Genomic DNA, 25301 nt, shown 5'->3' with positions numbered 1-25301 from the left:
ACCCCCGTTCAGATCAACGTCATCGGCACCGCGATGTTCGTCCTCGCGGTACTGGTGGTCGTGGCCGGGCAAATCATTACGAACCGGCGCAAGAAAACAGCAACGGCCTGAGCAATACGCAGCTCAGGCACCGAAGGAGTTGGAAACCATGGCCCCAGTCGCCATGCGTCTCGCTGCACAATCTCTCTCCGACGCCCAGCCCGTCCCCTTCTGGCTGGAAGACCCCGGCAAGCCCGGCGCCCTGCCCGCCCTCACCGGCACCGAGAAGTGCGATCTCCTCGTCGTCGGCGGCGGCTACAGCGGACTGTGGACCGCGCTCCTCGCCAAGGAGCGCGACCCCGCCCGGGATGTCGTACTGATCGAAGGCCGCGAGGTGGGCTGGGCCGCCTCGGGCCGCAACGGAGGCTTCTGCGCCGCCTCCCTCACGCACGGCTTCGGCAACGGGCTCGCCCGCTGGCCGGGCGAGCTGCCGAAGCTGGAGGAGCTCGGCGAGCGCAACCTCGACGGCATCGAGGAGGCGGTCGCCCGCTACTCCCTGGACTGCGACTTCGAGCGCACCGGCGAGATCGACGTCGCCACCGAGCCGTACCAGCTCGACGAACTCCACGAGATGTACGAGGAGATCGACCGGCTCGGCCTCGCGGACGGCCTGGAACTCCTCGACCGGGACGCCGTCCGGGCCGAGGTCGACTCGCCGACCTTCCTCGGCGGCCTCTGGGACCGCCGCGGCGTCGCCATGCTGAACCCGGCCAAGCTGGCCTGGGGCCTCAAGAGGGCCTGCATGGAGCTGGGCGTACGGATCTACGAGAACACCCCCGGCCTCGACCTCGTCTCCGCCGGAGCCGGCATGGGCGTCCGCACCCCGTACGGCCGCGTCCTCGCCCGCCGGGTCGCCCTCGGCACCAACGTCTTCCCGTCGCTGGTCAAGCGGGTGCGCGCGTACACCGTCCCGGTCTACGACTACGCCCTGATGACCGAGCCGCTCAGCCCCGAGCAGCTCGCCTCCGTCGGCTGGAAGAACCGGCAGGGACTCGGCGACTCCGCCAACCAGTTCCACTACTTCCGGATCACCGCCGACCACCGCATCCTCTGGGGCGGCTACGACGCGATCTACCCCTTCGGCGGCAAGGTCAGCGCCGAGATGGACCACCGTCCGGAGACCTACCTCAAGCTCGCCGAGCACTTCTTCCGCTGCTTCCCGCAGCTGGAGGGGCTCCGCTTCAGCCACGCCTGGGGCGGCGCGATCGACACCTGCTCCCGCTTCTCGGCCTTCTTCGGCACGGCGTACCAGGGCAAGGTGGCGTACGCGGCCGGGTTCACCGGCCTCGGTGTCGGCGCCACCCGCTTCGGCGGCGACGTGATGCTGGACCTGCTCGCGGGGGAGCGGACCGAGCGCACCGGGCTCGAGATGGTCCGTCGCAAGCCGCTGCCGTTCCCGCCCGAGCCGGTCGCCTGGGCCGGCATCGGCATCACCAAGTGGGCGATGGCACGCGCCGACGAGAACGGCGGCCGCCGGAACCTGTGGCTGAAGGCGATGGACAGGATGGGCCTCGGCTTCGACAGCTGAGACTCCTGCGCCGCAGGGCCTTCCGATGCGACCCCATGTGGCCTACATCACAACTGATGGGTAGCTGAAACCGCGTAAGAGCAGCCGCCCGAATCGCTCTCTCCGTACGGACACCGTGTCCACACGGAAGGAGACCGTTGCGATGACTGGTACGGGGGCCTCGGGCGCCAAGAGCGCGGTGGAGTGGCTGGTTTCGGTCGCACCCGATCCCGATGCCTGCCGGTGGGAGTGGGAGCGCAACCCGCACGGGGTCGCGCTGCTGCCCGCCGGCAGGCGCTGGGACGTCCTGATCCTGCCGGCGGAGCTCGGCTACCCCACCCTCGACGTCCTGACCCGCCTGGTGGGCCGGCCGGGTCCGGTCCTCGCCGACTTCGGCGACGCCCGCATGGGCTTCTTCGTCCCGCCGGGCACCGCGACCCGCTGGCTCGGCACCGGGGTGCGCGGCGCGGGCGCCGGGACCTGGATCGTGGTCCCGTACCCGGGCCGGGCGACCGGCGGGGTGCGCTGGCTGGTGGCGCCGGACGGCGCGGGCACCCTCACCGACGCCTCGCTCCTGGAGCTGGCGATGCACGAGGCGGCGGGCCAGATCGGGCGGGCGGGGGGAACGCCGTAGCCGGGCGCGGCCGGTGCGGGACCGGGAGGAGGGGATTCGTACGGTGGGCGGACCGGTTCGTCCGCCGTGCGGACGCCGGGTACAGAGGTCTTGACCACTCGATTGGTCTGGACCATGCTGTGGCGCGCTCCCACCTCGATTCCCCCACCCCCGGAGGCAGTTGTGGACCGCGCCAGACCTCTCACCCTGCTCCTCGCGGGCGTCCTCGCCGCCGGAGGACTCGCCGCACTCGGCCCCACCGCCCAGGCCGCCGACGCCGAACTCGCCCGCAACGGCGGCTTCGAGGCCGGCCTCGACGGCTGGACCTGCACCGCCGGCAGCGGCGCCGTCATCTCCACCCCCACCCACAGCGGTACGAAGGCACTCCAGGCGACCCCGGCCGGCAGCGACAACGCCCGCTGCTCCCAGACCGTCACCGTCAAGCCCAACTCCTCTTACACGCTGAGCGGTTGGGTGCGCGGCAGCTACGTCTACCTCGGCGCCACCGGTACGGGCACCACCGACGTCTCCACCTGGACCGGCTCCGCCCCCGACTGGCAGCGGCTCGCGACCACGTTCACGACAGGCGCCTCGACGACCTCGGTCACGATCTACACCCACGGCTGGTACGGCACCCCCGCCTACCAGGCCGACGACCTCTCCCTCTACGGCCCCGGCGGCGACCCGGTGCAGCTCCCGGCCGCCCCCACCGGCCTCGCGGCCGGCTCCCCGACCTCCACCACCGTGCCGCTGACCTGGACCGCGGTCTCCGGCGCCACCTCGTACAACGTCTACCGGGGGACCACCAAGGTCCAGACGGTCGGCGGCACCTCGGCCACCGTCACCGGACTCACCGCCTCCACCGCGTACACCTTCCAGGTCAGCGCCGTGAACAGCGCGGGCGAGTCCCCGAAGTCGGCCGCCGTGAGCGCGACGACGACCAGCGGCGGCAACCCGGGCAACCCCGGCCTGCCCGCGCACGCCCTCGTCGGCTACCTCCACGCCAGCTTCGCCAACGGCTCCGGCTACACCCGGATGGCCGACGTCCCCGCCTCCTGGGACGTCATCAACCTCGCCTTCGGCGAGCCGACCTCGGTGACCTCGGGCGACATCCGCTTCAGCCTGTGCCCGGTGACGGAGTGCCCGAACGTCGAGTCGGTCGCCGACTTCAAGGCGGCCGTCAAGGCCAAGCAGGCCGCCGGCAAGAAGGTCCTGATCTCGATCGGCGGCCAGAACGGCCAGGTGCAGCTCTCCACCACCGCCGCCCGTGACACGTTCGTCTCCTCCGTCTCGAAGATCATCGACGAGTACGGCCTCGACGGCCTCGACATCGACTTCGAGGGCCACTCGCTGTCCCTCCAGACCGGCGACACCGACTTCCGGAACCCGACCAGCCCGGTCATCGTCAACCTGATCCAGGCGGTCAAGACACTCAAGGCCAAGTACGGCCAGAACTTCGTCCTGACCATGGCCCCCGAGACCTTCTTCGTCCAGCTCGGCTACCAGTACTACGGCTCCGGCCCCTGGGGCGGCCAGGACCCGCGCGCCGGCGCCTACCTGCCGGTCATCCACGCCCTGCGCGACGACCTCACCCTGCTGCACGTCCAGGACTACAACTCGGGCTCCATCATGGGCCTCGACAACCAGTACCACTCGATGGGCGGCGCCGACTTCCACATCGCGATGACCGACATGCTGCTCACCGGCTTCCCGGTCGCGGGCAACACCGACCGCGTCTTCCCGGCCCTCCGTCCCGAGCAGGTCGCGATCGGCCTCCCGGCCTCCACCCAGGCGGGCAACGGCCACACGACCCCGGCCGAGGTGAACAAGGCCCTGGACTGCCTGACGAAGAAGACCAACTGCGGCACCTACCAGACCCACGGCACCTGGCCGGCCCTGCGCGGCCTGATGACCTGGTCGATCAACTGGGACCGCTACAACCAGTGGCAGTTCTCGAACAACTTCGACGCGTACAACTGGAGCTGACCACGGCCTGATCAGCCCCGTACCACCTCACCGAACACCCGGGCCGGAGCCGTAGCGGGCTCCGGCCCGGCCAGCCCCTCGAGGACCGCCCGCAGATCCACCGGCACGGCCCGCACGACCGCGGACACCGAGCCGTCCGCACCCCGGACCGACACCGTCGCCCCGGCGGAACCGGCGTCCCCCGGGTGTACCAGCGAGCAGCGCCCGACACCGTCGCCGGACAGCGCATGGGCGTACAGGAACGCCTGGTACAGATCCTGCGTCGAGAGCTTCCGCTGGTCGTAGAGCTTGTACTTCACGTCGACGGGCAGCCGGAAGGGGCCGCCGTCCCGGATGCCGGAGACCAGCACGTCCGGCCGCACCTCGGAGTACGGCGCACCCGTGACCTCGTCGAAGAGCACCCGCCGCTGCCGCGACTGCGCGTCGGCGCGCATCCCGGCGGCAGCGGCGCCCTCCGTCAGCAGACGCGTCACGAAGGCCTCGAACAGCTGGTTCATGTCGATGAGGAAGGCCCGCGAGGCCAGCGCACCGGCCGTGAACAGGTCCTCGATCCCGCCGCCCGAGAGCAGCAGCCGCGACCAGAGGTGGGCGGGCCGGTAGTGCTCGTTGTGGCGGTGGTAGGCGGGCTGCGACACCGCGGTGCGGAGATCCCCCAGCGGACCCGGGGCGTAGGCGGCGAAGCGCGCCGCCGCGCGCCTGGCCCGGCTCCGCACCTCGGGGGAGCGCGCCGTGCGGGCCGCCCGCTCGACCGCGTGGGCGCAGATCCGGTTGTCGAGGATGTCGGCGTCGTGCTCGTCGAACCGGCAGGCCAGCCGGTCCAGCCGGCCGTGGTGGTGGACGAGCTGCCGGTCCGGCAGCAGGCGGCCGCGCACGACGGACAGATCCTCCTCCCGCGTGAGGTAGTCGCTCCGCACCCCGTGGCGCAGCAGCCGCTCGGCGTGCTCGGTCACCATCAGGGCGACCAGGTCCCGCAGATGGGGCGGGCCGCCGCTGAAGTCCTGCCCGAGCGGAAGGGCCGCTCCCGTCCCGCCCCAGGCGTAGTCGAGCATCCGCAGCACGTCGAGGTCCCCGCCCAGATACTTCGGCAGGACGTGCAGCTCGCAGCCGTCGAGCCGGACGACCCCGACGTACGGCCCCGCGGTCACCTCGAGCCTGTCGCCCCGCAGCTCCCGTACGCGCAGCCGCCCGTCGAGCGCGCCGCCCTCGACCAGGCGCCGGTCGGCGTCCGACAGCCGGACGCCCGGGACGACCCGGTGCCCGTACTCCCGCAGGACGTGCGGCGCGTGCTCAGGCGGGTTCGGCATCGGCTTCGGCCCTGAGCTCGGAGTGCAGCGCGTACACCAGCGACTCGTCGTCGAGCTCGCGCAGACAGTGGTTCACGGGGTCGACGACGGCCTCGCCGAGGAACGAGGTCAGCAGCCCGTAGTCGTCGTACGCGTACTCCTGCAGCAGCGGCATGATCTCGTCCCGGACGATCGCGGCCAGCTCCGCCGCCGTCGCCACCGGTTCGCCGCCCGGCATCAGGAAGGCGTGACCGATCTGCTTCTCGCGGTCGAGCATCCTGCGGACGCGGGCGTTGAGCGCCTCCAGGAACACGCCGAGGTCGAGCTGGTCGACGTTGAACCCGCGCAGCGGCTTCGGGTCCGGAAGCAGTTCCACGAAGGCGAAGCGACGGCGTATCGCGGAGTCGAGCATCCGGATGGACCGGTCGGCGGTGTTCATGGTGCCGAGCAGCAGAACGTTGCGCGGCACGGCGAACGGCCGCTCGCTCAGCGGGAGCGTGACGGACAGCCCGCGCTTGTCCTTCTCCAGGACGGTGATCAGCTCACCGAGCACCTTCGGCACGTTGCCGCGGTTGAACTCGTCGACGATCACGAGATAGGTGTGGTCGGGGTCATCCGCCGCCTGCTCGCAGACCCGCTTGAAGACACCGGGGCGAGCTTCGAGGGCCAGCCCGGCCTGCCCCTTCACCGGCCTCAGTCCCTCGACGAAGTCCTCGTACCCGTAACTCGGGTGGAAGGTGACGAGGGTGAGCCGGCCGGCGTCCTGGAGGGCCTTCAGGGTCGCGCGGTACTCGGCGCTCTCCGGCTCGGCCCAGGGGGCGACGCCCGGGAGGTCGTCGGACAGGGCGCCGAGCCGCTGCACGGCGTAGCGCAGGGCCTGATACGTCTTCCCGGTGCTCGGCGGGCCGTACAGGACGGCCTGGCCACGGCGGGTCAGCGCGTCGTCGAGGCGCCGGAGTTCGGGGTCGAGGGGCTGGAGGACGGGGAGGTCCTCGGCATCCGCGGCGGCCTCGGCGACGCCGGAGTCCGGTTCCTGCGGCTCCTGCGTCTTCAGCCGGTCGGCGCGCAGCTGTTTGAGCTTTGTCCAGAAGGCGGGCTTGACCTCGGCGATCCGGTCCGGCCCCCACCCCGGGACCGGACGGTCGAGATCCATGTGGAAGGAGGAGTCCCACTCCACCGCGACGGTGTGCCGGCGGTCCGGCCGGGAGGGCTGCCAGGAGTAGCCGTCCCCGGTGACGCGGCCGACCGCGAAGACCCGGTCGGCGGCCGCGTGCCCGACGACCCGGTCGCCGGGCCGCATCTCCAGGAGCCGCCAGACGTCGGCCGCGTTCCGCGCGTCCTGCGGCGGGAACCGGCCCTGTACGGCCCTGGTGAACTCCTCCTTGTCGGCGAAGTCGTGCAGATCGCCGAGTTCGTCGAAGCCGACGGCCGCGTAGCCCTCCGTGAGGCAGTCCAGGTCCAGCTCGCCACCGGGGTGGATGCCCACCGCGAACACCCTCGGCGCCACCCGCGGCGGAGCCCACCACGCGAGGAAGCGGTAGACGAGGTGGGGCGGCCAGTCCTTCAGCCGGGGGTGCTGCCCCACCAGCCAGCGCAGGTACTCCTTGCGGGCGAAGGGGCGCATCCGCGTCGGTACGTCCTCCGACAGCATGGCCGTGTAGTGCCGGGTGTAGCTGTCCGCGTACACCGGGACGATCGCGTCCGGCGCGTAGACCCGCAGCGTCTTGGCGATCAGGGTGTTGGCCGCCCGGACGGCGGCGATGTCGTCGATGTCCCGGACCCGGCCCTCACGGGCCGCCGTCACCGCCTCGACGATGCCCCGGCGCACCGCGCTCCATGCCGTGGCGGCATCGGGATAGCCCGAGTCGTGCCACCAGCGGCCGCCGTCCTGGCAGTAGATGAGGTGCTTCTTGGCGGATCCGCCCGTGATGCTGCCCAACTCGCCGCTGCCGTACTCGAGGGCGTGACAGTACGGCGGGGGGAGATCCGGGCGGCTCTTGTGGACGCCGAGGGCATAGCGCTCCAGCGGCAGTTCGGGCCAGGCCTCCAGGGGGAAGTCCCGGCGGATCTCCTCGGCCCGTCGGTCCGCGGCGTCGAGGGCCGCCCGGTGCCGCTCGACGTCGAACGCGTCGAGGGCCTCGTCGAGCGGCCAGTACGGCAGTCCGTCGGCGTGGTCGGCCGTGACGGGCCGCAGAGCGCAGGAACAGACACCCGTCAGGGGCCTGCCACGGCCGTTCACCAGGCCGGCGGACGCGGACCAGGCGGCGGGGTCCTCGGCGTCGAGCAGCCGGCGCCAGGTCAGACCGTCCTCGTCGGGATGCCGGCCGAGGTGGTGCGAGTCGGTGAGATGGCCGCAGCCGGGATCGTGGTGGATCCTGGAACCGTGGACCGGGAGGACGATCTGCCCGCCCGAGGGGTTCAGCTCGTGCGCACGCCCGTCGAACGTGACCGAGAAGCGCGTGCCGTTGTCCGCCATCCGTGTCCCCCTGGGAGCCTCACTCCCGCGCGCCCCCCGCGCGGTCAGGACGACCGTACCGTGCGGCGAGGACGGGCCAGCGCAGCAGCGGAAGACAGAGGGCGAGCGAGGCCAGGACGTCCAGCGGCCAGTGAAATCCCCGCAGGATCAGCCCTGTTCCGGTCGCCGCCGTGAGCACGGCGGCGACGGGGATCAGACGGTTCGAGACCAGGAAGGCCGCGCCGAAGTAGGCGACCATCGCCGTGGCCGTGTGACCCGAGGGGTAGTAGCCGTGCGCCCAGGGCTCCAGCGGGCCGGGGCGGGCCGTCCACTCCTTGAGGGGGATCACGAGCAGCGGTACGGCGGCCATGGCGAGACCCGCGTACAGCGCGGCGAGCCGGCGGCCGCGCCACACCGCGTACGCCATCGCGCAGGCGAGGACGGGGAGGGCGACGGTCATGTTGCCGAGGTCGGCGGCGAGTTCGGAGAGGGGCCGGGGGACCGAGTCCACCAGGGCCCGGGACACCCGCTCGTCGAGCCTGGCCAAGGGGCCGTGGACGAGCACCTGCCAGGTCACGACGGCGAGGGCGACGAGCGCCGAGAAGAGAGCCGGCCGCCCTGGAACAGGGGGGGTGGTTCCAGAGCGGCCGAGAGGATCGGATCGCCGCTCGCCCCGGGGGGTGTGGGGCGGGCGGCCGTCCGATCGGTGAGGAGTTCCGGAGCACGAGGCTCCAGGTGTGTGCGCGACGGCACGGTGTGGGCGGGGCTGGGGAGGCTCCGCCCGGGGTGTTTCTCTCATCTGCAGAAACCGTACGTCAGAGAAGGGGTGACCGACAGCAGGAAACGCGTCCCGCCATGGGCCCCCCACACAGTCTTCACACGGAGTGTCAGATCCGGGGCGGATCCGGGGCGGACCGAGGCGGATCCGCGCCGGATCGGAGGCCGGACCCGAACTCGGATCCGACCATCCGGACTCGTGTCCGGACCCGGGCCGGACCCGGTCCGGACCTGCGGCGGGCCCGACAGCCGGATCGACTGTCGGGCCCGCTGTCAGACCTGCCGGCGGGCTGCCTTCAGGCCACCCTCAGACCACCCGCGGACCACCCTCGGAGCCGCCTTCGACGCGGCATCTCGGATCGGCTCTCGGGAGATCCGCTGTCGGGGATCCGCCCTCAGGGATCCGCCCTCAGATCTGGGCGAACGCGTTCTCGATGACGTCGAGGCCCTCGTTCAGCAGGTCCTCGCCGATGACCAGCGGCGGCAGGAAGCGCAGCACGTTGCCGTAGGTGCCGCAGGTCAGGACCAGCACGCCCTCGGCGTGGCAGGCCTTCGCCAGCGCGGCGGCGGCCTCCGCGTACGGCTCCTTGGTCTCGCGGTCCTTGACCAGCTCGATGGCGATCATGGCGCCGCGGCCGCGGATGTCGCCGATGGCCGGGAACTTCTCCTGCATGGCGGTGAGGCGGGCCTTCATGACCTCCTCGATGCGCCGGGCCTTGGCGTTGAGGTCGAGCTCCTTCATCGTCTCGATGGAGCCCAGCGCGCCGGCGCAGGCCACCGGGTTGCCGCCGTAGGTGCCGCCCAGGCCGCCGCCGTGCACGGAGTCCATGATCTCGGCGCGGCCGGTGACGGCGGCGAGCGGCAGACCGCCCGCGATGCCCTTGGCGGTCGTGATGAGGTCCGGGACGATGCCCTCGTCCTCGCACGCGAACCACTGGCCGGTACGGCAGAAGCCGGACTGGATCTCGTCGGCGACGAAGACGATGCCGTTGTCGTTGGCGAACTTCACGATCGCCGGCAGGAAGCCCTTGGCCGGCTCGATGAAGCCGCCCTCGCCGAGGACCGGCTCGATGATGATCGCGGCGACGTTGTCGGCGCCGATCTGCTTGGTGATGTTGTCGATCGCCTGGGCGGCGGCCTCGGGACCGCAGTTCTCCGGACCGGTGGGCCAGCGGTAGCCGTAGGCCACCGGCACGCGGTAGACCTCGGGAGCGAACGGACCGAAGCCCTGCTTGTACGGCATGTTCTTCGAGGTCAGCGCCATCGTGAGGTTCGTACGGCCGTGGTAGCCGTGGTCGAAGACGACGACGGCCTGGCGCTTGGTGTACGAACGGGCGATCTTGACCGCGTTCTCGACGGCCTCGGCGCCGGAGTTGAACAGCGCGGACTTCTTGGCGTGGTCGCCCGGGGTCAGCTCGGCGAGGGCCTCGCAGACCTCCACGTAACCCTCGTACGGCGTGACCATGAAACAGGTGTGGGTGAAGTCCTGGAGCTGCGCGGAGGCGCGGCGCACGACGGCCTCGGCGGAGGCGCCGACCGAGGTCACGGCGATGCCGGAGCCGAAGTCGATCAGGCGGTTGCCGTCGACGTCCTCGATGATGCCGCCACCGGCCCGCTTGGTGAAGACGGGGAGCGTGGAGCCCACGCCACCGGCGACCGTGTCGAGGCGGCGGGCCTGAAGCTCCTGCGACTTCGGACCGGGGATGGCGGTGACGATGCGCCGCTCCTGCGGGACAGCGTTCATGCGGGGCTCCTGGGGGTGTTCTGGACGCACTTGCGGGTTTCCTCCGCAGGCTAGGCGCGGGGGAGGGGCGGGGGCATGCGCCGATCGGGAGTGGTGGGGGGTGTGTCGTTGTCCGGGATGGATAGGGCGGGGCGGGGACGGGGTCAAGGGGAGGCCTTGGGGCGTGTCGTGACCGGGGCTCGGAGGACTCCGGCCGGGGTCTCGGCCGTACGGGCGGTCGAATCTCCTCCCGTGAGCCCCGGGCCCACTAGATTGACGGTGGCACAGACGCGGCGACCTGGCTGGTCAGGGGGCAGGGGTTCATGGAGACCGACGGCACGTACGAGTCACGCGACACCAAGGGGGGCGCGGTGCCGCGGTCGGCAAGGCCGCCGGTGGGGGCACCCACCCCCGAGGTGCCTCCCGCTCGAAGGGTCGGCCCAGGAGCCGCACCCCCGCCGCCGCCGAGCGTCCCGCCTCTGCCGTCCAGGGCTCCGGAGCAGGCCGTGGCGCCGGCTTCCTCACCCGTCGCCGAGTGGCTGGACGCGCCGCGTCCGAAGGTGGCTCTCGGTGTCTGGCGGCTTCGGTACGTTCCGCCGCCCGCGGAGGTCACGCGCATCAGGCCCATCACCCTGCTCGGGATGATGGTTCCCCTGCTGGTCGCACTGTTCATCTGGTTGGCCTATCGCAACGACAATCTGCCGTATGCGGCCGTTGTGATGCGGACCTTCACCCCGAACGACTGGTGGAGCGGGCTTGGCGCCACCGCGAAGGACTGGCAAGGCGTCGCAGTTCACACGATCTTCGACGCTGTCGTCTTCTTCGGCCTCGTGTGGGTGGTCGGCGCCCTCGGCTCCTGGGGCAAGATCATCCGCCACTACCTCGATCGGCGCCGTCCGCCGGTGCGCGCCGCGCTCGCAGGCGTGGGTGCCGTCATCGGTCTGGCGGCCGTCCTGCCCGAGGCCCTCCACCTCGGTTGGTCGGCGGTACCGGTCGTCAACCCGATCCTCTACCTCATCGCCCTTGTCACCGGCGGCTGGACCATCGCCGGGTCGCCTTTCGTCATCTACGCCGTGTACGCACTGAGCGCGGCGCTGGTCGTCTGGCCGTGCGCGCGGGTCGGCGACTGGGAGAGCCTTTTCCGGCAATGGCGCTCCGGTGGCGCTCCCGGCGGTGCCCCGGCCCCCACCCCGCCGAGCAGCCCGGGGACTCCTCGCTCGCAATGGCCCGAGCTGCGTGCCGCGGGTGAGTACCGAGCCGCGGACATGCTCACGGTCGAACTGGCCGCCGGGCGGATGAACGACGTCGACTGCGCACGGGTGCGCCGCATCTGGACTGCCGGAGATCGGAACGCCGTGCGCCGGGCCGCCTTCGTCGATGCGCTCCTCCGCCAGGGCGCCGCTGCCGACGCGCACCCGTCGGGCGAACGCGATCTGCCGAACCGTTCGGCTTCCCACGACCTGCTCGTGGGACAGGTCCGTGTGGGCAGGTGGGTGGCCACCGAGCGTGGTTCACGTGACTACCAAGGAGCGGGTCTCGCACTTGATCCCGAGCTCCTCGGCACCTCTCTCCTGGCGGTGGGCCCTTCCGGAGCGGGCAAGACCCGCTCCCTGGTCGCGCCCGTGGTCGAGTCACTGTGCCTCCAGGCCCTCACCGGTGCCTGCGCCGTCGTCGCTGTCGGCTCGGCCGGGACGCGGCTCGGTCCCGACGAGGCGTATGACGTGGTGATCCGACTCGGTGACCCTGCCTCCCGGTACGACCTGGACCTGTACGCCGGAGCCACGGACCCCGACGAGGCCGCCGCATGCCTGGCAGAAGGTCTGGTCGGTGACATGGAGGGCATGGAGACGCGACGAGCCGCGACCGTACTCGCCCAGATCCTCGGCCCGTACAGGGGCGCATACGGGCGCTTCCCGACGGTGCCCGTCCTGCGGGAACTGCTCGAGGCCCGCCCCGAGACCCTGCGGGAGCTGCTCGACCTGTTGCCGGCCGACGGCGCGCAGGCGATGCGCCGCGAGCTGGAGTCCCGACTCCGCCAGGTCGGCACGACGAACGACCTGGGCCCCGTGCTTGCCGACCGACTTGCGGCCCTCGACCGGCCCGCTTTCGCGGAGTTCTTCGGTGGAGGGGAAGGGGCGAGGTCCTTCTCTCTGCGGGCCGTCGCCCAGCATCCGATTCGGGTGAGGGTCAGCCTGCCGGAAGGTGGCCACGAGGAGGCGGAGCGCCTGCTCAATCGACTGTTGCTCGCCCAGTTCCAGCACATCACACGGGGAGGTGCGGGGCGGGGGAACTTTGCGTGTCTGGTGCTCGACGACGCTGCGGGCGCGGTCACGCCCGGCACACTGCGGGCCCTCCAGCGGCTGCGCACGCAGAACGCGGGTGTCGTGCTGGCCCTTCGCACCCTCGCAGAGGTGCCCGAGTCGCTGCACGGCCCGCTCCTCGCGATCGTCGGCTGCCGGATGGCCTTCTCGGGTCTCCCCACCTGGGACGGGAGGGCCTTCGCCGAGGCGTGGGGCACGGAACGCGTCGAGACGACTGAGGTGGCCCATCACACCGTCTTCGCCGATCAGCCGATGACCAGGGCCATTCACGCCCTGCGCAAGCTGGTGACGGGCAAGGCCGTAACCACCGAGGCCGTCACCGTACGAGAGGTGGAGCGGCAGCGCTGGTCCGCCTCGGACCTCGCCCACGCGGTTCCTCCCGGCCATGCCGTCCTCTCTCTGAGTCACGTGGGCGGCGAGCAGGTGCCGCCCATGCTCGTGGACCTGCGCGGCTGAGCGGCCACCCCGCCGCCCTGGCACAATCGGGGGCGCCGCTCGGCTGAGCGGCGCCCCCTCGCTCAAAGGTCCGACGGTCCCCAATGCCGCCCACCCTCGCCTCCCTCGTCCAGCACTCCTCCCTGAAGCTCGTCGTCCGGGCGGGGGAGGACCGTCTGGACACCCCTGTCCGCTGGGCGCACGTCAGCGAGCTCGCCGACCCCGTCCCGTACATGGAGGGCGGCGAGCTCCTCCTCACCACCGCGCTCACCCTCGACGCCGAGGACCTGGAGGCGATGCGCCGCTACGTGCGGCGGCTGCTCGGCGCGGGGGTCGTGGGGCTCGGCTTCGCCGTCGGCGTCAACTACGACGAGATCCCGTCCGCGCTGCTCGACGCCGCCCGCGACGAGCACCTGCCCCTCCTCGAAGTACCGCGCAGGACGCCCTTCCTCGCCATCAGCAAGGCCGTGTCCGCTGCCATCTCCGCCGACCAGTACCGTGCCGTCACCGCCGGCTTCGAGGCCCAGCGCGAGCTGACCCGCGCCGCGCTCGCCGAGGGCCCCGAGGCCGTCGTCGCCCGGCTCGCCGCGCACGTCGACGGCTGGGCCGCGCTCTACGACACCTCCGGCACCGTCGTCGCCGTCTCGCCCGACTGGGCTGCGCGCCGGGCCGCCCGTCTCACCCCCGACGTCGAGCGGTTGCGCGACCGGCCCGCGCCCGCCAGCGCCGTCGTCGGCGGTTCGGACGACCGCGTCGAGCTCCAGTCGCTCGGCACCGGACGGCGCGTCCGCGGCGCCCTCGCGGTCGGCACCGGCGCGCCCCTGGGGACGGCCGAGCGGTACGCCGTGCACTCGGCGATCGCCCTGCTCACCCTCACGACGGAACGCTCCCGCTCGCTCCAGGCCGCCGAACAGCGGCTCGGCGCAGCGGTCCTGAAGATGATGCTCGCCGGTCAGCCGGACCACGCGCGCGCGGTGGCCGGTGATGTGTACGGCGGGCTGCTCGACGCCCCCTTCCGGCTCCTCGTCGCCGAACCCGCCGGTGGCGACCCCACCGGCGAACCTGCGCTGCACGTCCTCGCCGAGGCGCTGGAGTCGGCGGCCGCGCGCGCGGGTGAGGCCGTGCTCACCGTCCCCGAGAGCGAGCAGCGGCTCGTCGTCCTCGCCGCCGACGCGGGTGCGGTCGTCGCCGCCTGCGAGGGGTACGCCGAGCGGGACGCCGAGGACGCCGGCCTCACCATCGGCCTCTCGGCCCCCGCCGGTCCGATCACCGCCGCCGCCGCGTACAAGCAGGCGGAACAGGCCCTCTCGGTGGCGCGGCGGCGCGGCAAGGCGCTCGTCGAGCACGAGGACCTGGCAGCGGGCTCGGTCCTGCCGCTCCTCGCCGACGACGCCGTCCGCGCCTTCGCCGACGGGATGCTCCGCGCCTTGCGGGACCACGACGCGACGGGCCGCGGCGACCTCGTCGCCTCGCTGCGCGCCTGGCTCTCCCGGCACGGCCAGTGGGACGCGGCCGCGGCCGACCTGGGCGTCCACCGGCACACCCTGCGCTACCGGATGCGGCGGGTGGAGGAGATCCTCGGCCGCTCGCTCGACGACCCGGACGTACGGATGGAGCTGTGGCTCGCGCTGAAGGCGACGGGGGAGGGCGGCGCGGAGTAGCGGGAGCGAGCGGAGAGAGGACCCCCTGTGGACCCCGGTGGTCCCTGTGGTCCCCCGTGGTCCCCGTGGCCCCCGTGGTTCCTGTGGACCTCGTGGTCCCCGTGTCCCCGTGTCCCCGTGGTCCCGGTCTCCCCAGCGGCCCCCCCCGTGGTCCCGTGTCCCCGTGGTCGTAGGTCTGCCGCCGCTGGCCCCGCGGCCGTGGGTCTCCCGCCGCGCGTCGTGCCGTATGCGCACCCCGCTGCCCCGCTGCCCCGCTGCCCCGCTGCCCCGCTGCCCCGCCGCCCCGGGGCCTCCGCCCCTTCCGACGCAGGACCCCTAGTCGTCCCCGCCGCCGCCGTCCCCGCTCCCGACGCCCCTGCGCCGGTTGCTGCTGCGCACCGCGCTCCCGAGCGCCAGGGTCACGGCGGCGACCCCCCGCACCCAGCGGGGCCCGCCCCGGGCGGCCCACACCACGCAGACGCACCCTCCGACCGCGAGCACCAGAACGCCGGTCAACGCGAGCATGATCATGCGAGTCCCCCTGTCTTCGTCTCCCGCCACCGCTTCCGCGGGGGGTCCGGACATCCTGCCATTCCCCGAAATCGGCCTCCACGCGCCCGCGTATCGGCTCCCGCCTGCCCGAATACGGGCAATTCTCTTGGTCAACGCGCCTTTTACTCCCTACTCTCCTGCTCATGACAAGCCCCGCCGTCGATCCGGCTCCCGAGGCGACCCGCGCCGCCGCAACCGCCACCGCCGCAACCACCGCCGCGGCCGCCACCACCGTGCCGACCCGCCGGATCACCGGGGCCGTCTGGGCCGCGCTCGGCATCGTGTACGTCGTCTGGGGTTCCACGTACCTCGGCATCCGGATCGCCGTCGAGACGATGCCGCCGTTCCTCTCCGCCGGTGTCCGTTTCGTCACCGCCGGGCTGCTCCTCGCCGGGATCATCGCCTGGCGCCAGGGTCCCGCCGCCCTCAAGGTCGACCGGCGGCAGCTCGGGTCTGCCGTGCTCGTCGGTCTGCTCCTGATCCTCGGCGGCAACGCCCTCGTCGTCCTCGCCGAGACCTCCATACCCTCCGGCCTGGCCGCCCTCCTGATCTCCGTGGTCCCGGCCTGGGTCGTGATCCTGAAGGCCGCCACCGGGCAGCGGCCGAGCCTCGGCGGGCTGGCCGGAGTGCTCCTGGGGCTCGTGGGACTCGCCGTGCTCACCCTGCCGGGGATCAGCGGCGAGGTGAAGGTCGGCGGGGTCGTCCTCGTCGTGGTCGCGACCCTGCTGTGGTCCGTCGGCTCGTTCTCCTCCGCGCGCCTCCCGATGCCCCCGAACCCCTTCACGGCCAGCGCGTACGAGATGGTCGCGGGCGGTCTCGGCGGCATCGCCCTCGGCCTGTTCCGCGGCGAGCAGCACGGACTCGACCTGGCCGAGATCTCGACCCGCTCGTGGGTCGCGCTCGCCTATCTGATCGTCTTCGGCTCGCTGATCGCCTTCACCGCGTACGCGTGGCTCCTGCAGGCCGCACCGCTCTCGCTCGTCGCCACCTACGCGTACGTGAACCCCGTCGTCGCCGTCGCCCTCGGCGCCCTCGTCCTGAACGAGGCCCTGTCCTGGCCCATCGTCCTCGGCGGCGCGATCGTCGTCGGAGGTGTCTGTCTCATCGTCTCGACGGAACGGCGCGGCTGACCGGAGCCCTCCCGCACCCCCCCCCGGAGCCCTCCCGCCCCCCCGGAGCCCTTCCGCACCCTCCCCGGAGTCCTCCCGGCACCCTCCCAGCGTCCGCCCCGCGCCCTCAGGTGCAGGGACTCCTCACCGCCGCCGTCCCGCCAGGCAGCGCCCCCTCTTCGGCCAATTCGGACAGAGTTTCCGACCCATCACTCCACACCGGACAAGCCCACGCCCGCCGCCCCGGCCCTAACGTGTCACGAGAGCAATCGCTCGCACCCCCCGATACGGAAAGGGCCGGGACGCAATGACGACCACCCACGCCTTCTGGCTCGCCGGCCGCGAGGCCACCGGCGAGGCCACCTTCGACGTCACGAACTCCTTCGACGGACGTCTGGTCGGCAAGGTCAGCGTGCCCACCGAGGCCCAGGTCGAGGAGGCCGTCGCCGCCGCGCACGCCGTCGTCGACGAGTTCGCAGCGACCCCGGCGCACGTCCGCGCCGCCGCCCTCGACCACGTGTCGAAGCGGCTCGCCGAGCGCACCGAGGAGATCGCCCTGGTGATCTCCGCCGAGAACGGCAAGCCCATCAAGTGGGCCCGCGGCGAGGTCGGCCGTGCCGTCTCCGTCTTCCGTTTCGCCGCCGAGGAGGCCCGCCGCTGGAACGCCGGCGAGGCCCAGCGCCTGGACACCGAGGCCGGTGGCGCGGGCCGCCTCGCGCTCACCCGCCGTATCCCCAAGGGTGTCGTCCTCGGCATCGCGCCGTTCAACTTCCCGCTGAACCTCAGCGCGCACAAGGTCGCCCCGGCCATCGCCGTCGGTGCCCCGATCATCCTCAAGCCGGCGCCGTCGACCCCGATCTCCTCCCTGATCCTGGGCGAGATCCTGGCCGAGACCGACCTGCCGGCCGGCTCCTGGTCGATCCTGACCGTGCCGAACGACCGCATGCCCGCCCTCGTCAAGGACGAGCGCCTCCCGGTCATCTCCTTCACCGGCTCCGACACGGTCGGCTACGCCATCCAGCAGTCGGTGCCCCACAAGCACTGCACCCTGGAGCTCGGCGGCAACGCCGCCGCCGTCGTCCTCCCCGACTGGTCCTCCGAGGAGGACCTGGACTGGGCGGCGAGCCGTATCGCCACCTTCTCCAACTACCAGGGCGGCCAGTCCTGCATCTCCGTCCAGCGCGTGATCGTCGACTCCTCCGTCCACGACCGCCTGCTGCCGAAGATCGTCGCCGCCGTCGAGGCGCAGGTCACCGGTGACCCGTCCGACGCCGCCACCGACGTCGGCCCGCTGGTCGACGAGGCCGCCGCCAAGCGCGTCGAGTCCTGGGTGGACGAGGCCGTCGCCGCCGGCGCCAAGCTCCTCGCGGGCGGCAAGCGCGAGGGCGCGACCTACGCCCCGACCGTGCTCACCGAGCTCCCGGCGGACGTCACGCTGGCCCGCGCCGAGGTCTTCGGCCCGGTCCTGACCATCGCGAAGGTCGACGGCGAGGCCGAGGCCTTCGCCGCGGTCAACGACTCCGACTTCGGCCTCCAGGCCGGTGTCTTCACCCACGACCTCCAGGCGGCCTTCCGTGCCCACCGCGCCCTCGAGGTCGGCGGTGTGATCGTCGGCGACGTCCCCTCGTACCGCGCCGACCAGATGCCGTACGGCGGTGCCAAGCGCTCCGGCGTCGGCCGCGAGGGCGTCAAGTACGCGATGGACGACTACACCTACGAGCGCGTCCTCGTCCTGACGGGCCTCGCCCTCTAGTCGTAGGACGGCGTACGGCGCGAGGCGCACGGCGCAGCCCGTACCCCGTACGGCGCACGCCCACGAGACCAGGCGGTCCGAACCCACTGTGCGGGGGTTCGGGCCGCCTTTCGCCGTACGGCGGGACCTCCGGCCGGTCTCCCGCCTGTCCGGACCCGCCGAAATCGGGTACGACGGACAGTGAGACCGAGGAGGTGTCCATGTCCGCCCCCACCCAGCGGCCCAAGGTCACCGCGCACGAGGCCCGGCAGACCGCCGAGGCCGCACGTGAGCGGGACTGGCACAAGCCCAGCTTCGCCAAGGAGCTCTTCCTCGGCCGGTTCCGGCTCGACCTCGTCCATCCCCATCCGCTCCCCGCCGAGGAGGACGCCCGGCGCGGCGAGGCCTTCCTTGCCACCCTGCGCGCGTTCTGCGAGACCCGGATCGACGGCGCCCGCATCGAACGCGAGGCCCGCATCCCCGACGAGACGATCGCCGGGCTGAAGGAGCTCGGCGCGCTCGGCATGAAGATCGACCGCAAGTACGGCGGTCTCGGCCTCACCCAGCTGTACTACAACCGGGCCCTCGCCCTCGTCGGCTCCGCGAGCCCGGCGGTCGGCGCGCTGCTCTCGGCGCATCAGTCGATCGGCGTACCGCAGCCGCTGAAACTCTTCGGCACCCAGGAGCAGAAGGACGCGTTCCTGCCCCGGCTGGCCCGTACGGACATCTCCGCGTTCCTGCTGACCGAGCCGGACGTCGGTTCCGATCCGGCGCGGCTGGCCACCACGGCCGTACCCGACGGGGACACGTACGTCCTCGACGGCGTGAAGCTCTGGACCACCAACGGCGTCATCGCCGACCTGCTCGTCGTCATGGCGCGCGTGCCCGCCTCGGACGGGCGTCCCGGCGGCATCACCGCCTTCGTCGTCGAGGCCGGCTCGCCCGGCATCACCGTCGAGCACCGCAACGCCTTCATGGGCCTGCGCGGCCTCGAGAACGGCGTCACCCGCTTCCACGGCGTCCGGGTCCCCGCCGAGAACCGCATCGGCCCCGAGGGCGCCGGCCTCAAGATCGCCCTCACCACCCTCAACACCGGCCGGCTCTCGCTCCCCGCCGCCTGTGCGGGCGCCGGGAAGTGGTGCCTGAAGATCGCCCGCGAGTGGGCGGGCGTCCGCGAGCAGTGGGGCGGGCCGGTCGGCCGGCACGAGGCCGTCGGCACCAAGATCTCCTTCATCGCGGCCACCACGTTCGCCCTGGAGGCGGTCGTCGACCTCGCCTCCCAGATGGCCGACGAGGACCGCAACGACATCCGCATCGAGGCCGCCCTCGCGAAGCTGTACGGCTCCGAGATGGCCTGGCTCATCGCCGACGAACTCGTCCAGATCCGGGGCGGCCGCGGCTACGAGACCGCCGACTCGCTCGCCGCCCGCGGCGAACGCGCCGTCCCCGCCGAGCAGGTCCTGCGCGACCTGCGGATCAACCGGATCTTCGAGGGCTCGACCGAGATCATGCACCTGCTGATCGCCCGCGAGGCCGTCGACGCCCACCTCTCCGTCGCGGGGGACCTCATCGACCCCGGGAAGTCGCTCGGCGACAAGGCGAAGGCCGGCGCGCGGGCGGGCGGCTTCTACGCCCGCTGGCTGCCGGGACTCGTGACGGGGCCGGGGCAACTGCCCGGCTCGTACGGTGAGTTCGGCGAGCTGGCGGTACATCTGCGCTACGTGGAACGGACCTCGCGCAAGCTGGCCCGCTCCACCTTCTACGCGATGTCCCGCTGGCAGGGCCGGATGGAGCTCAAGCAGGCCTTCCTCGGCCGGATCGTCGACATCGGCGCGGAGCTCTTCGCGATGAGCGCGGCCTGTGTACGGGCCGAACTGCTGCGCACCAACGGCGACCACGGCCGCGAGGCGCACCAGCTCGCGGACGCGTTCTGCCGGCAGGCCCGGCTGCGGATCGAGGAACTCTTCGGACGCCTCTGGTCCAACACCGACGACGTCGACCGGCGCGTCGCCGACGGTGTGCTCACCGGCCGGTACACCTGGCTGGAGGAGGGCGTCGTCGACCCGAGCGACGACGGCCCCTGGATCGCGGACGCCACGCCCGGCCCGTCGGCCGAGGAGAACGTCCACCGCCGCGTGCCCTGACCGCCGTCCGCGTCGGAGGGGTCTCAACCCGCCGTCCACAAGGGAACGGCTCCGTGGCCCGGTGCGCGTTGCTCGGCCGCTTGGAGCAGCCCCGGTGGTCGCGGTCCGGGGCCGCTCCTAGCGTGGGCGGGGCAGTTCCACGGGCACCGGGACACCAGGAGAGAGACCCACGATGGCGGACACCGACGCGACGGCCGAGACGACCTCCGAGGACAGCGGCGGCCTGGTCGGGCTGGGGGTGACCGGCGTGGCCGGGTACGCCCGGCCCGCAGCCCGGGACGTGACGAAGGAGCTGGAGACGCGCGCGGGCGTGCTCGGTGTCGGGGAGGCGTCCACGCACTCTCCCGGAGTGGCCGGGTTCGGTGAGATCGGCGTGATCGGCAGCGGATCAACGTGCGGAGTGCGCGGCCGGGGCGAGACCGGCGTGCGGGGCGAGACGCTCTTCAGCGAAGGTGTGCACGGGGTGTCGAAGGCGACCGGCGCGGGTGTCGTCGGGGAGAGCAAGGACGGCCCCGGAGTCATCGCGGCGAGCAGGAGCGAGGTCGGCCTCCGCGCCGAGTCCGGTACGGAGGTGGGCGGTGTCTTCAGCTCGGTGGAAGGCGCCCAGATCGAGCTCTCGCCCCGGCTGTCCGACGCCCCTGACACCCTCGCGCCGCTGCCCGCGACGGGACGGCTCGGCCAGCTCGTCGTCCTGAGCGACGACGCCGTGACCTGCCGCCTCTACCTGTGCGTGGAGGCCCGGGAAGGAGCACCGGCCCGCTGGGCCGAGGTCCAGGTGGGCGACCCGGTCGAGGGCCGCTCCTCCTAGAGCCCGATCCCCGGACGGGCGCCCGGACCGGCCCCGGGACGGAGCGGCGTCCGGGCCGGTCCGGGCGGCCGGCGCGGACAGGGTGTTCCGCCATGCGGGACGCGGGTCCACCCGGCGGGACGGGACGGCAGGATGATCCCGTGACCGTCATCCACATCCCCGGCTCCAAGTCCGTGACCGCCCGCGCGCTCTTCCTCGCCGCCGCGGCCGAGGGCACCACCACCCTGCTCCGGCCCCTCGTCTCCGACGACACCGAGGGCTTCGCCGAGGGGCTGGCCGCCCTCGGGTACACCGTCCGCCGTGAGGACGACGCCTGGCACATCGAGGGCCGCCCCGCCGGCCCCGGCGCGGACTCCGCCGACGTCTACTGCCGTGACGGCGCCACCACCGCCCGCTTCCTGCCCACCCTCGCCGCCGCCGGCCACGGCACCTACCGCTTCGACGCCTCCGCCCAGATGCGCCGGCGCCCCCTGGGCCCGCTCAGCACCGCCCTGCGCGAGCTCGGCGTCGACCTCCGGCACGGAGGGCAGGAGGGGCACCACCCGCTCGACGTCCACGCCCACGGCGTGAAGGGCGGCGCCCTGACCCTGGACGCCGGTCAGTCCTCGCAGTACCTGACGGCCCTCCTCATGCTGGGCCCGCTCACCGCCGAGGGCCTCGACATCACCGTCACCGACCTGGTCTCGGAGCCGTACGTCGAGATCACCCTCGCGATGATGCGCGACTTCGGAGCCGAGATCGGCGAGGAGCGAGGCCGGGACGGCGGCCGTACCTACCGCGTCGCCCCCACCGGCTACCGCGCCCGTACCTATGGCATCGAGCCCGACGCCTCCACCGCCAGTTACTTCTTCGCCGCCGCCGCGCTCGAACCCGGCCGCTCCGTCACCGTCCCCGGTCTCGGCACCGGCGCCCTCCAGGGCGACCTCGGCTTCGTCGACGTGCTGCGCCGGATGGGTGCCGACGTCGACGTCACCGCCACGGGCACCACCGTCCGCTCCACCGGCACCCTGCGCGGCCTCACGGTCAACATGCGGGACATCTCCGACACCATGCCGACCCTCGCCGCGATCGCGCCCTTCGCCGACGGCCCGGTCCGCATCGAGGACGTGGCCAACACCCGGGTCAAGGAGTGCGACCGCCTCGACGCCTGTGCCGAGAACCTGCGCCGCCTCGGCATCACCGTCGAGACCGGCCCCGACTGGATCGAGATCCACCCGGGAACGCCTGCCGGACCCGTGGAGATCGCCACCCACGGCGACCACCGGATCGTCATGTCGTTCGCGGTCACCGCCCTGCGCACGCCCGGCATCGCCTTCGACGACCCCGGCTGTGTGAAGAAGACGTTCCCCGACTTCCACCGGGTCTTCGACACGTTCGTCCACACCCCGTGAAGACCGCACGGCGTTTGCGGCAAGAATGGGGGGCATGAGCGACCGCCCCTCTCCTCTCGCCGACCCCCATATCGCCTTCGACGTCTCCGAAGGACGCCGGGACATCGTCGTCCTCGGCTCGACCGGGTCCATCGGCACGCAGGCCATCGACCTGGTGCTGCGCAACCCCGACCGCTTCCGGGTCACCGCCCTGGCCGCCTCGGGCGGCCGGGTCGCGCTGCTCGCCGAGCAGGCGCACCGGCTGAAGGTCGCCGCGGTCGCCGTGGCCCGCGAGGACGTGGTGGAGGAGCTCCGTACGGCCCTGAAGGCGCTGTACGGCTCCGAGCCGCTGCCCGAGGTCCTCGCCGGCCCCGACGCGGCCACCGCGCTCGCCGCCTCGCCGTGCCACACCGTCCTCAACGGCATCACCGGCTCCATCGGCCTCGCGCCGACCCTGGCCGCCCTCGAGGCCGGCCGTACCCTCGCCCTCGCCAACAAGGAGTCGCTGATCGTCGGCGGCCCCCTGGTGAAGGCGCTCGCGAAGCCCGGCCAGATCATCCCGGTCGACTCCGAGCACGCGGCCCTCTTCCAGGCGCTCGCCGCGGGCACCCGCGCCGACGTCCGCAAGCTGGTCGTCACCGCCTCGGGCGGCCCGTTCCGCGGCCGGACGCGCGCGCAGCTCGCCGACGTCACCCGCGAGGACGCGCTCGCCCACCCGACCTGGGCCATGGGCCCGGTGATCACGGTGAACAGCGCCACCCTGGTCAACAAGGGCCTGGAGGTCATCGAGGCGCACCTCCTCTACGACATCCCCTTCGACCGCATCGAGGTCGTCGTCCACCCGCAGTCGTACGTGCACTCGATGGTCGAGTTCACCGACGGCTCCACGCTCGCCCAGGCCACCCCGCCGGACATGGGCGGCCCGATCGCCATCGGCATCGGCTGGCCCGAGCGGGTCCCGGACGCGGCCCCCGCCTTCGACTGGAGCAAGGCCTCCACCTGGGAGTTCTTCCCGCTCGACACCGAGGCGTTCCCGTCGGTCGGCCTGGCCCGGCACGTCGGCGAGCTGGGCGGCACGGCCCCCGCCGTCTTCAACGCGGCCAACGAGGAGTGCGTCGAGGCGTTTCTCGCCGGACGGCTGCCGTTCAACGGAATCATGGATACCGTCACAGCGGTCGTCGCGGAGCACGGCGTTCCCGTCGCGGGAACCTCCCTCACCGTGCCGGACGTCCTCGAAGCGGAGACCTGGGCGCGCGCCCGGGCCCGAGAGCTCGCAGCGAAGGCAACAGCGGAGGCCCGCGCATGACCGAAATGCTCCTTTACGTCCTGGGCCTCGTGCTGTTCGCCCTCGGCCTCCTCGTCTCCATCGCCTGGCACGAGCTGGGCCACCTCTCCACGGCCAAGCTCTTCGGCATCCGCGTGCCGCAGTACATGGTCGGCTTCGGCCCCACGATCTGGTCGAAGAGGCGCGGCGAGACCGAGTACGGCATCAAGGCCATCCCGGCCGGCGGCTACATCCGCATGATCGGCATGTTCCCGCCCGGCGAGGACGGCAAGATCGAGGCCCGTTCCACCTCGCCCTGGCGCTCGATGATCGAGGACGCCCGGGAGGCCTCGTACGAGGAGCTCAAGCCCGGCGACGAGACCCGGCTCTTCTACACGCGCAAGCCGTGGAAGCGCGTGATCGTGATGTTCGCCGGACCGTTCATGAACCTGGTCCTGGCGGTGGCGCTGTTCTTCGGCTCGATGATGACGCTGGGCATCGAGGGCCAGACGACGCAGGTCGCGGGCGTCCAGAAGTGCGTGATCGAGCAGGACGAGAAGCGCGACAAGTGCGCCGCCGGCGACCCCGTCTCACCGGCCTTCAAGGCCGGTCTGAAGGACGGCGACAAGATCGTCGCCTTCAACGGCACGCCGGTGGGCGACTGGGACACGCTCTCCGACCGCATCCGCGACACCATCGGCCCCGCGACGATCACCGTCGAGCGGGCCGGGCAGCGCGTCGAGCTGCACCCCGACCTCGTCGCCAACAAGGTGCTGGCGAAGGACGAGGACGGCAAGGTCGTCCAGCCGGTCAGGTACGTCGCCGCCGGCTACCTCGGCTTCGCCTCCAAGACCGAGGTCGCGCCCCTCAGCTTCGGCGAGACCACCGACCGCATGGGCGACCTCCTGGAGAACGGCGTCCACTCGGTCATCGCCCTCCCGGGCAAGATCCCCGGCCTGTGGGACGCCACCTTCGGCGACGGCGAGCGCGCGGACGACTCGCCGGTCGGTGTCGTCGGCGCCGCCCGCATCACCGGTGAACTGATGACCGTCGAGGCCCCGCCGACGACGATCCTCGTGATGTTCATGAACCTGCTCGTCGGGTTCAACGTGTCGCTGTTCCTGTTCAACATGCTCCCGCTGCTGCCGCTCGACGGCGGTCACATCGCGGGTGCCCTGTGGGAGTCCGTACGCCGTCACACGGCCCGGATCTTCAAGCGCCCCGACCCGGGCCCCTTCGACGTGGCGAAGCTGATGCCCGCCGCGTACGTGGTGGCCGGGGTCTTCGTCTGCTTCACGCTGCTCGTCCTCGCCGCCGACCTCGTCAACCCGGTGAAGATCACGTAGCCCACAGGGGGGCCGGACACGGTGGTGTCCGGCCCCCCGCCCCCGGGGCGGTAACCTCGGAGACCTGAGCCCGCCGACGCACAACCTTGAGGTTGCACAAAAGATGACCGCGATTTCTCTCGGTATCCCGACCGTCCCGACCCGGCTCGCCGAGCGGCGCAAGAGCCGCCAGATCCAGGTCGGCAGCGTGGCCGTCG

At 72.3% G+C, this 25301-nt stretch carries 17 protein-coding genes and 1 pseudogene; 13 read left to right on the top strand and 5 right to left on the bottom strand.

The features are described 5' to 3' along the window. The 4 genes and pseudogenes from ACFQ79_RS32855 to ACFQ79_RS32840 form a co-directional block, all read left to right on the top strand. Nucleotides 1-111: pseudogene (locus tag ACFQ79_RS32855) on the top strand (ABC transporter permease); the annotation flags it as partial. A 37-nt stretch (nt 112-148) separates the two neighbouring features. Beyond that, entirely contained in the window at nt 149-1567 is a 1419-nt protein-coding gene (locus tag ACFQ79_RS32850) for an NAD(P)/FAD-dependent oxidoreductase (protein ID WP_383590216.1), read from the top strand. Nucleotides 1568-1709: 142 nt separating this feature from the next. Then, nucleotides 1710-2180 (top strand): hypothetical protein, encoded by a 471-nt coding sequence (locus tag ACFQ79_RS32845; protein WP_383590214.1) that lies wholly within the window; start codon nt 1710-1712, stop codon nt 2178-2180. Between the two features lie 162 nt (nt 2181-2342). Next, nucleotides 2343-4145, top strand: a complete 1803-nt coding sequence (locus ACFQ79_RS32840) for a chitinase (protein WP_383590212.1) — start codon at nt 2343-2345, stop codon at nt 4143-4145. A gap of 11 nt (nt 4146-4156) precedes the next feature. On the opposite strand, the gene ACFQ79_RS32835 is transcribed toward ACFQ79_RS32840, so the two are convergent. From ACFQ79_RS32835 to gabT, 4 genes are all read right to left on the bottom strand, one after another. Beyond that, nucleotides 4157-5449 carry an McrC family protein gene (locus tag ACFQ79_RS32835; RefSeq protein WP_383590210.1) on the bottom strand — a complete coding sequence of 431 codons (1293 nt, stop codon included), beginning with the start codon at nt 5447-5449 and terminating at the stop codon, nt 4157-4159. Next, a complete protein-coding gene (locus tag ACFQ79_RS32830; protein WP_383590208.1) occupies nt 5433-7904 on the bottom strand; it encodes an AAA family ATPase in 2472 nt (823 codons plus the stop codon). Before ACFQ79_RS32830 ends, ACFQ79_RS32835 begins: the two co-directional genes overlap by 17 nt. A gap of 19 nt (nt 7905-7923) precedes the next feature. Further along, on the bottom strand, nt 7924-8682 hold the full coding sequence (locus tag ACFQ79_RS32825; RefSeq protein WP_383590206.1) for a phosphatase PAP2 family protein: 759 nt from the start codon (nt 8680-8682) through the stop codon (nt 7924-7926). 387 nt (nt 8683-9069) lie between these two features. After that, nucleotides 9070-10404, bottom strand: a complete 1335-nt coding sequence (gene gabT, locus ACFQ79_RS32820) for a 4-aminobutyrate--2-oxoglutarate transaminase (RefSeq protein ID WP_383590204.1) — start codon at nt 10402-10404, stop codon at nt 9070-9072. 620 nt (nt 10405-11024) lie between these two features. Here gabT and ACFQ79_RS32815 point away from each other — a divergent pair. Together ACFQ79_RS32815 and ACFQ79_RS32810 are read left to right on the top strand one after the other, a co-directional pair. After that, nucleotides 11025-13160, top strand: a complete 2136-nt coding sequence (locus ACFQ79_RS32815) for an ATP/GTP-binding protein (protein ID WP_383590202.1) — start codon at nt 11025-11027, stop codon at nt 13158-13160. Between the two features lie 83 nt (nt 13161-13243). Next, the gene (locus ACFQ79_RS32810) at nt 13244-14800 is read left to right on the top strand and encodes a PucR family transcriptional regulator (protein WP_383590201.1); all 1557 of its coding nucleotides are present in this window, start codon (nt 13244-13246) and stop codon (nt 14798-14800) included. A gap of 315 nt (nt 14801-15115) precedes the next feature. On the opposite strand, the gene ACFQ79_RS32805 is transcribed toward ACFQ79_RS32810, so the two are convergent. Continuing rightward, nucleotides 15116-15310, bottom strand: a complete 195-nt coding sequence (locus tag ACFQ79_RS32805) for a hypothetical protein (protein WP_383590198.1) — start codon at nt 15308-15310, stop codon at nt 15116-15118. A gap of 164 nt (nt 15311-15474) precedes the next feature. Between ACFQ79_RS32805 and ACFQ79_RS32800 the strand changes: the two genes are divergently transcribed. From ACFQ79_RS32800 to ACFQ79_RS32770, 7 genes are all read left to right on the top strand, one after another. Beyond that, the gene (locus ACFQ79_RS32800) at nt 15475-16461 is read left to right on the top strand and encodes an EamA family transporter (protein ID WP_383590196.1); all 987 of its coding nucleotides are present in this window, start codon (nt 15475-15477) and stop codon (nt 16459-16461) included. A 286-nt stretch (nt 16462-16747) separates the two neighbouring features. Continuing rightward, a complete protein-coding gene (locus tag ACFQ79_RS32795; protein WP_055603555.1) occupies nt 16748-18193 on the top strand; it encodes an aldehyde dehydrogenase family protein in 1446 nt (481 codons plus the stop codon). A gap of 200 nt (nt 18194-18393) precedes the next feature. Then, entirely contained in the window at nt 18394-20316 is a 1923-nt protein-coding gene (locus ACFQ79_RS32790; protein WP_383590194.1) for an acyl-CoA dehydrogenase family protein, read from the top strand. A gap of 172 nt (nt 20317-20488) precedes the next feature. Next, nucleotides 20489-21124: a PE-PGRS family protein gene (locus ACFQ79_RS32785; protein WP_383590193.1), complete on the top strand. Its 636-nt coding sequence runs from the start codon at nt 20489-20491 to the stop codon at nt 21122-21124. Nucleotides 21125-21264: 140 nt separating this feature from the next. Then, a complete protein-coding gene (gene aroA / locus ACFQ79_RS32780; RefSeq protein ID WP_383590191.1) occupies nt 21265-22515 on the top strand; it encodes a 3-phosphoshikimate 1-carboxyvinyltransferase in 1251 nt (416 codons plus the stop codon). A 34-nt stretch (nt 22516-22549) separates the two neighbouring features. Continuing rightward, the gene (gene dxr, locus ACFQ79_RS32775) at nt 22550-23800 is read left to right on the top strand and encodes a 1-deoxy-D-xylulose-5-phosphate reductoisomerase (RefSeq protein WP_383590189.1); all 1251 of its coding nucleotides are present in this window, start codon (nt 22550-22552) and stop codon (nt 23798-23800) included. Further along, a complete protein-coding gene (locus ACFQ79_RS32770; protein WP_383590187.1) occupies nt 23797-25104 on the top strand; it encodes a M50 family metallopeptidase in 1308 nt (435 codons plus the stop codon). Before dxr ends, ACFQ79_RS32770 begins: the two co-directional genes overlap by 4 nt. Nucleotides 25105-25301: the final 197 nt, after the last annotated feature.

The organism is Streptomyces sp. NPDC056480 (assembly GCF_042795405.1).
GTDB lineage: Bacteria > Actinomycetota > Actinomycetes > Streptomycetales > Streptomycetaceae > Streptomyces.
Note: the sequence above shows the minus strand (reverse complement) of the source record. Positions and strands in the feature narration are given on the sequence as shown.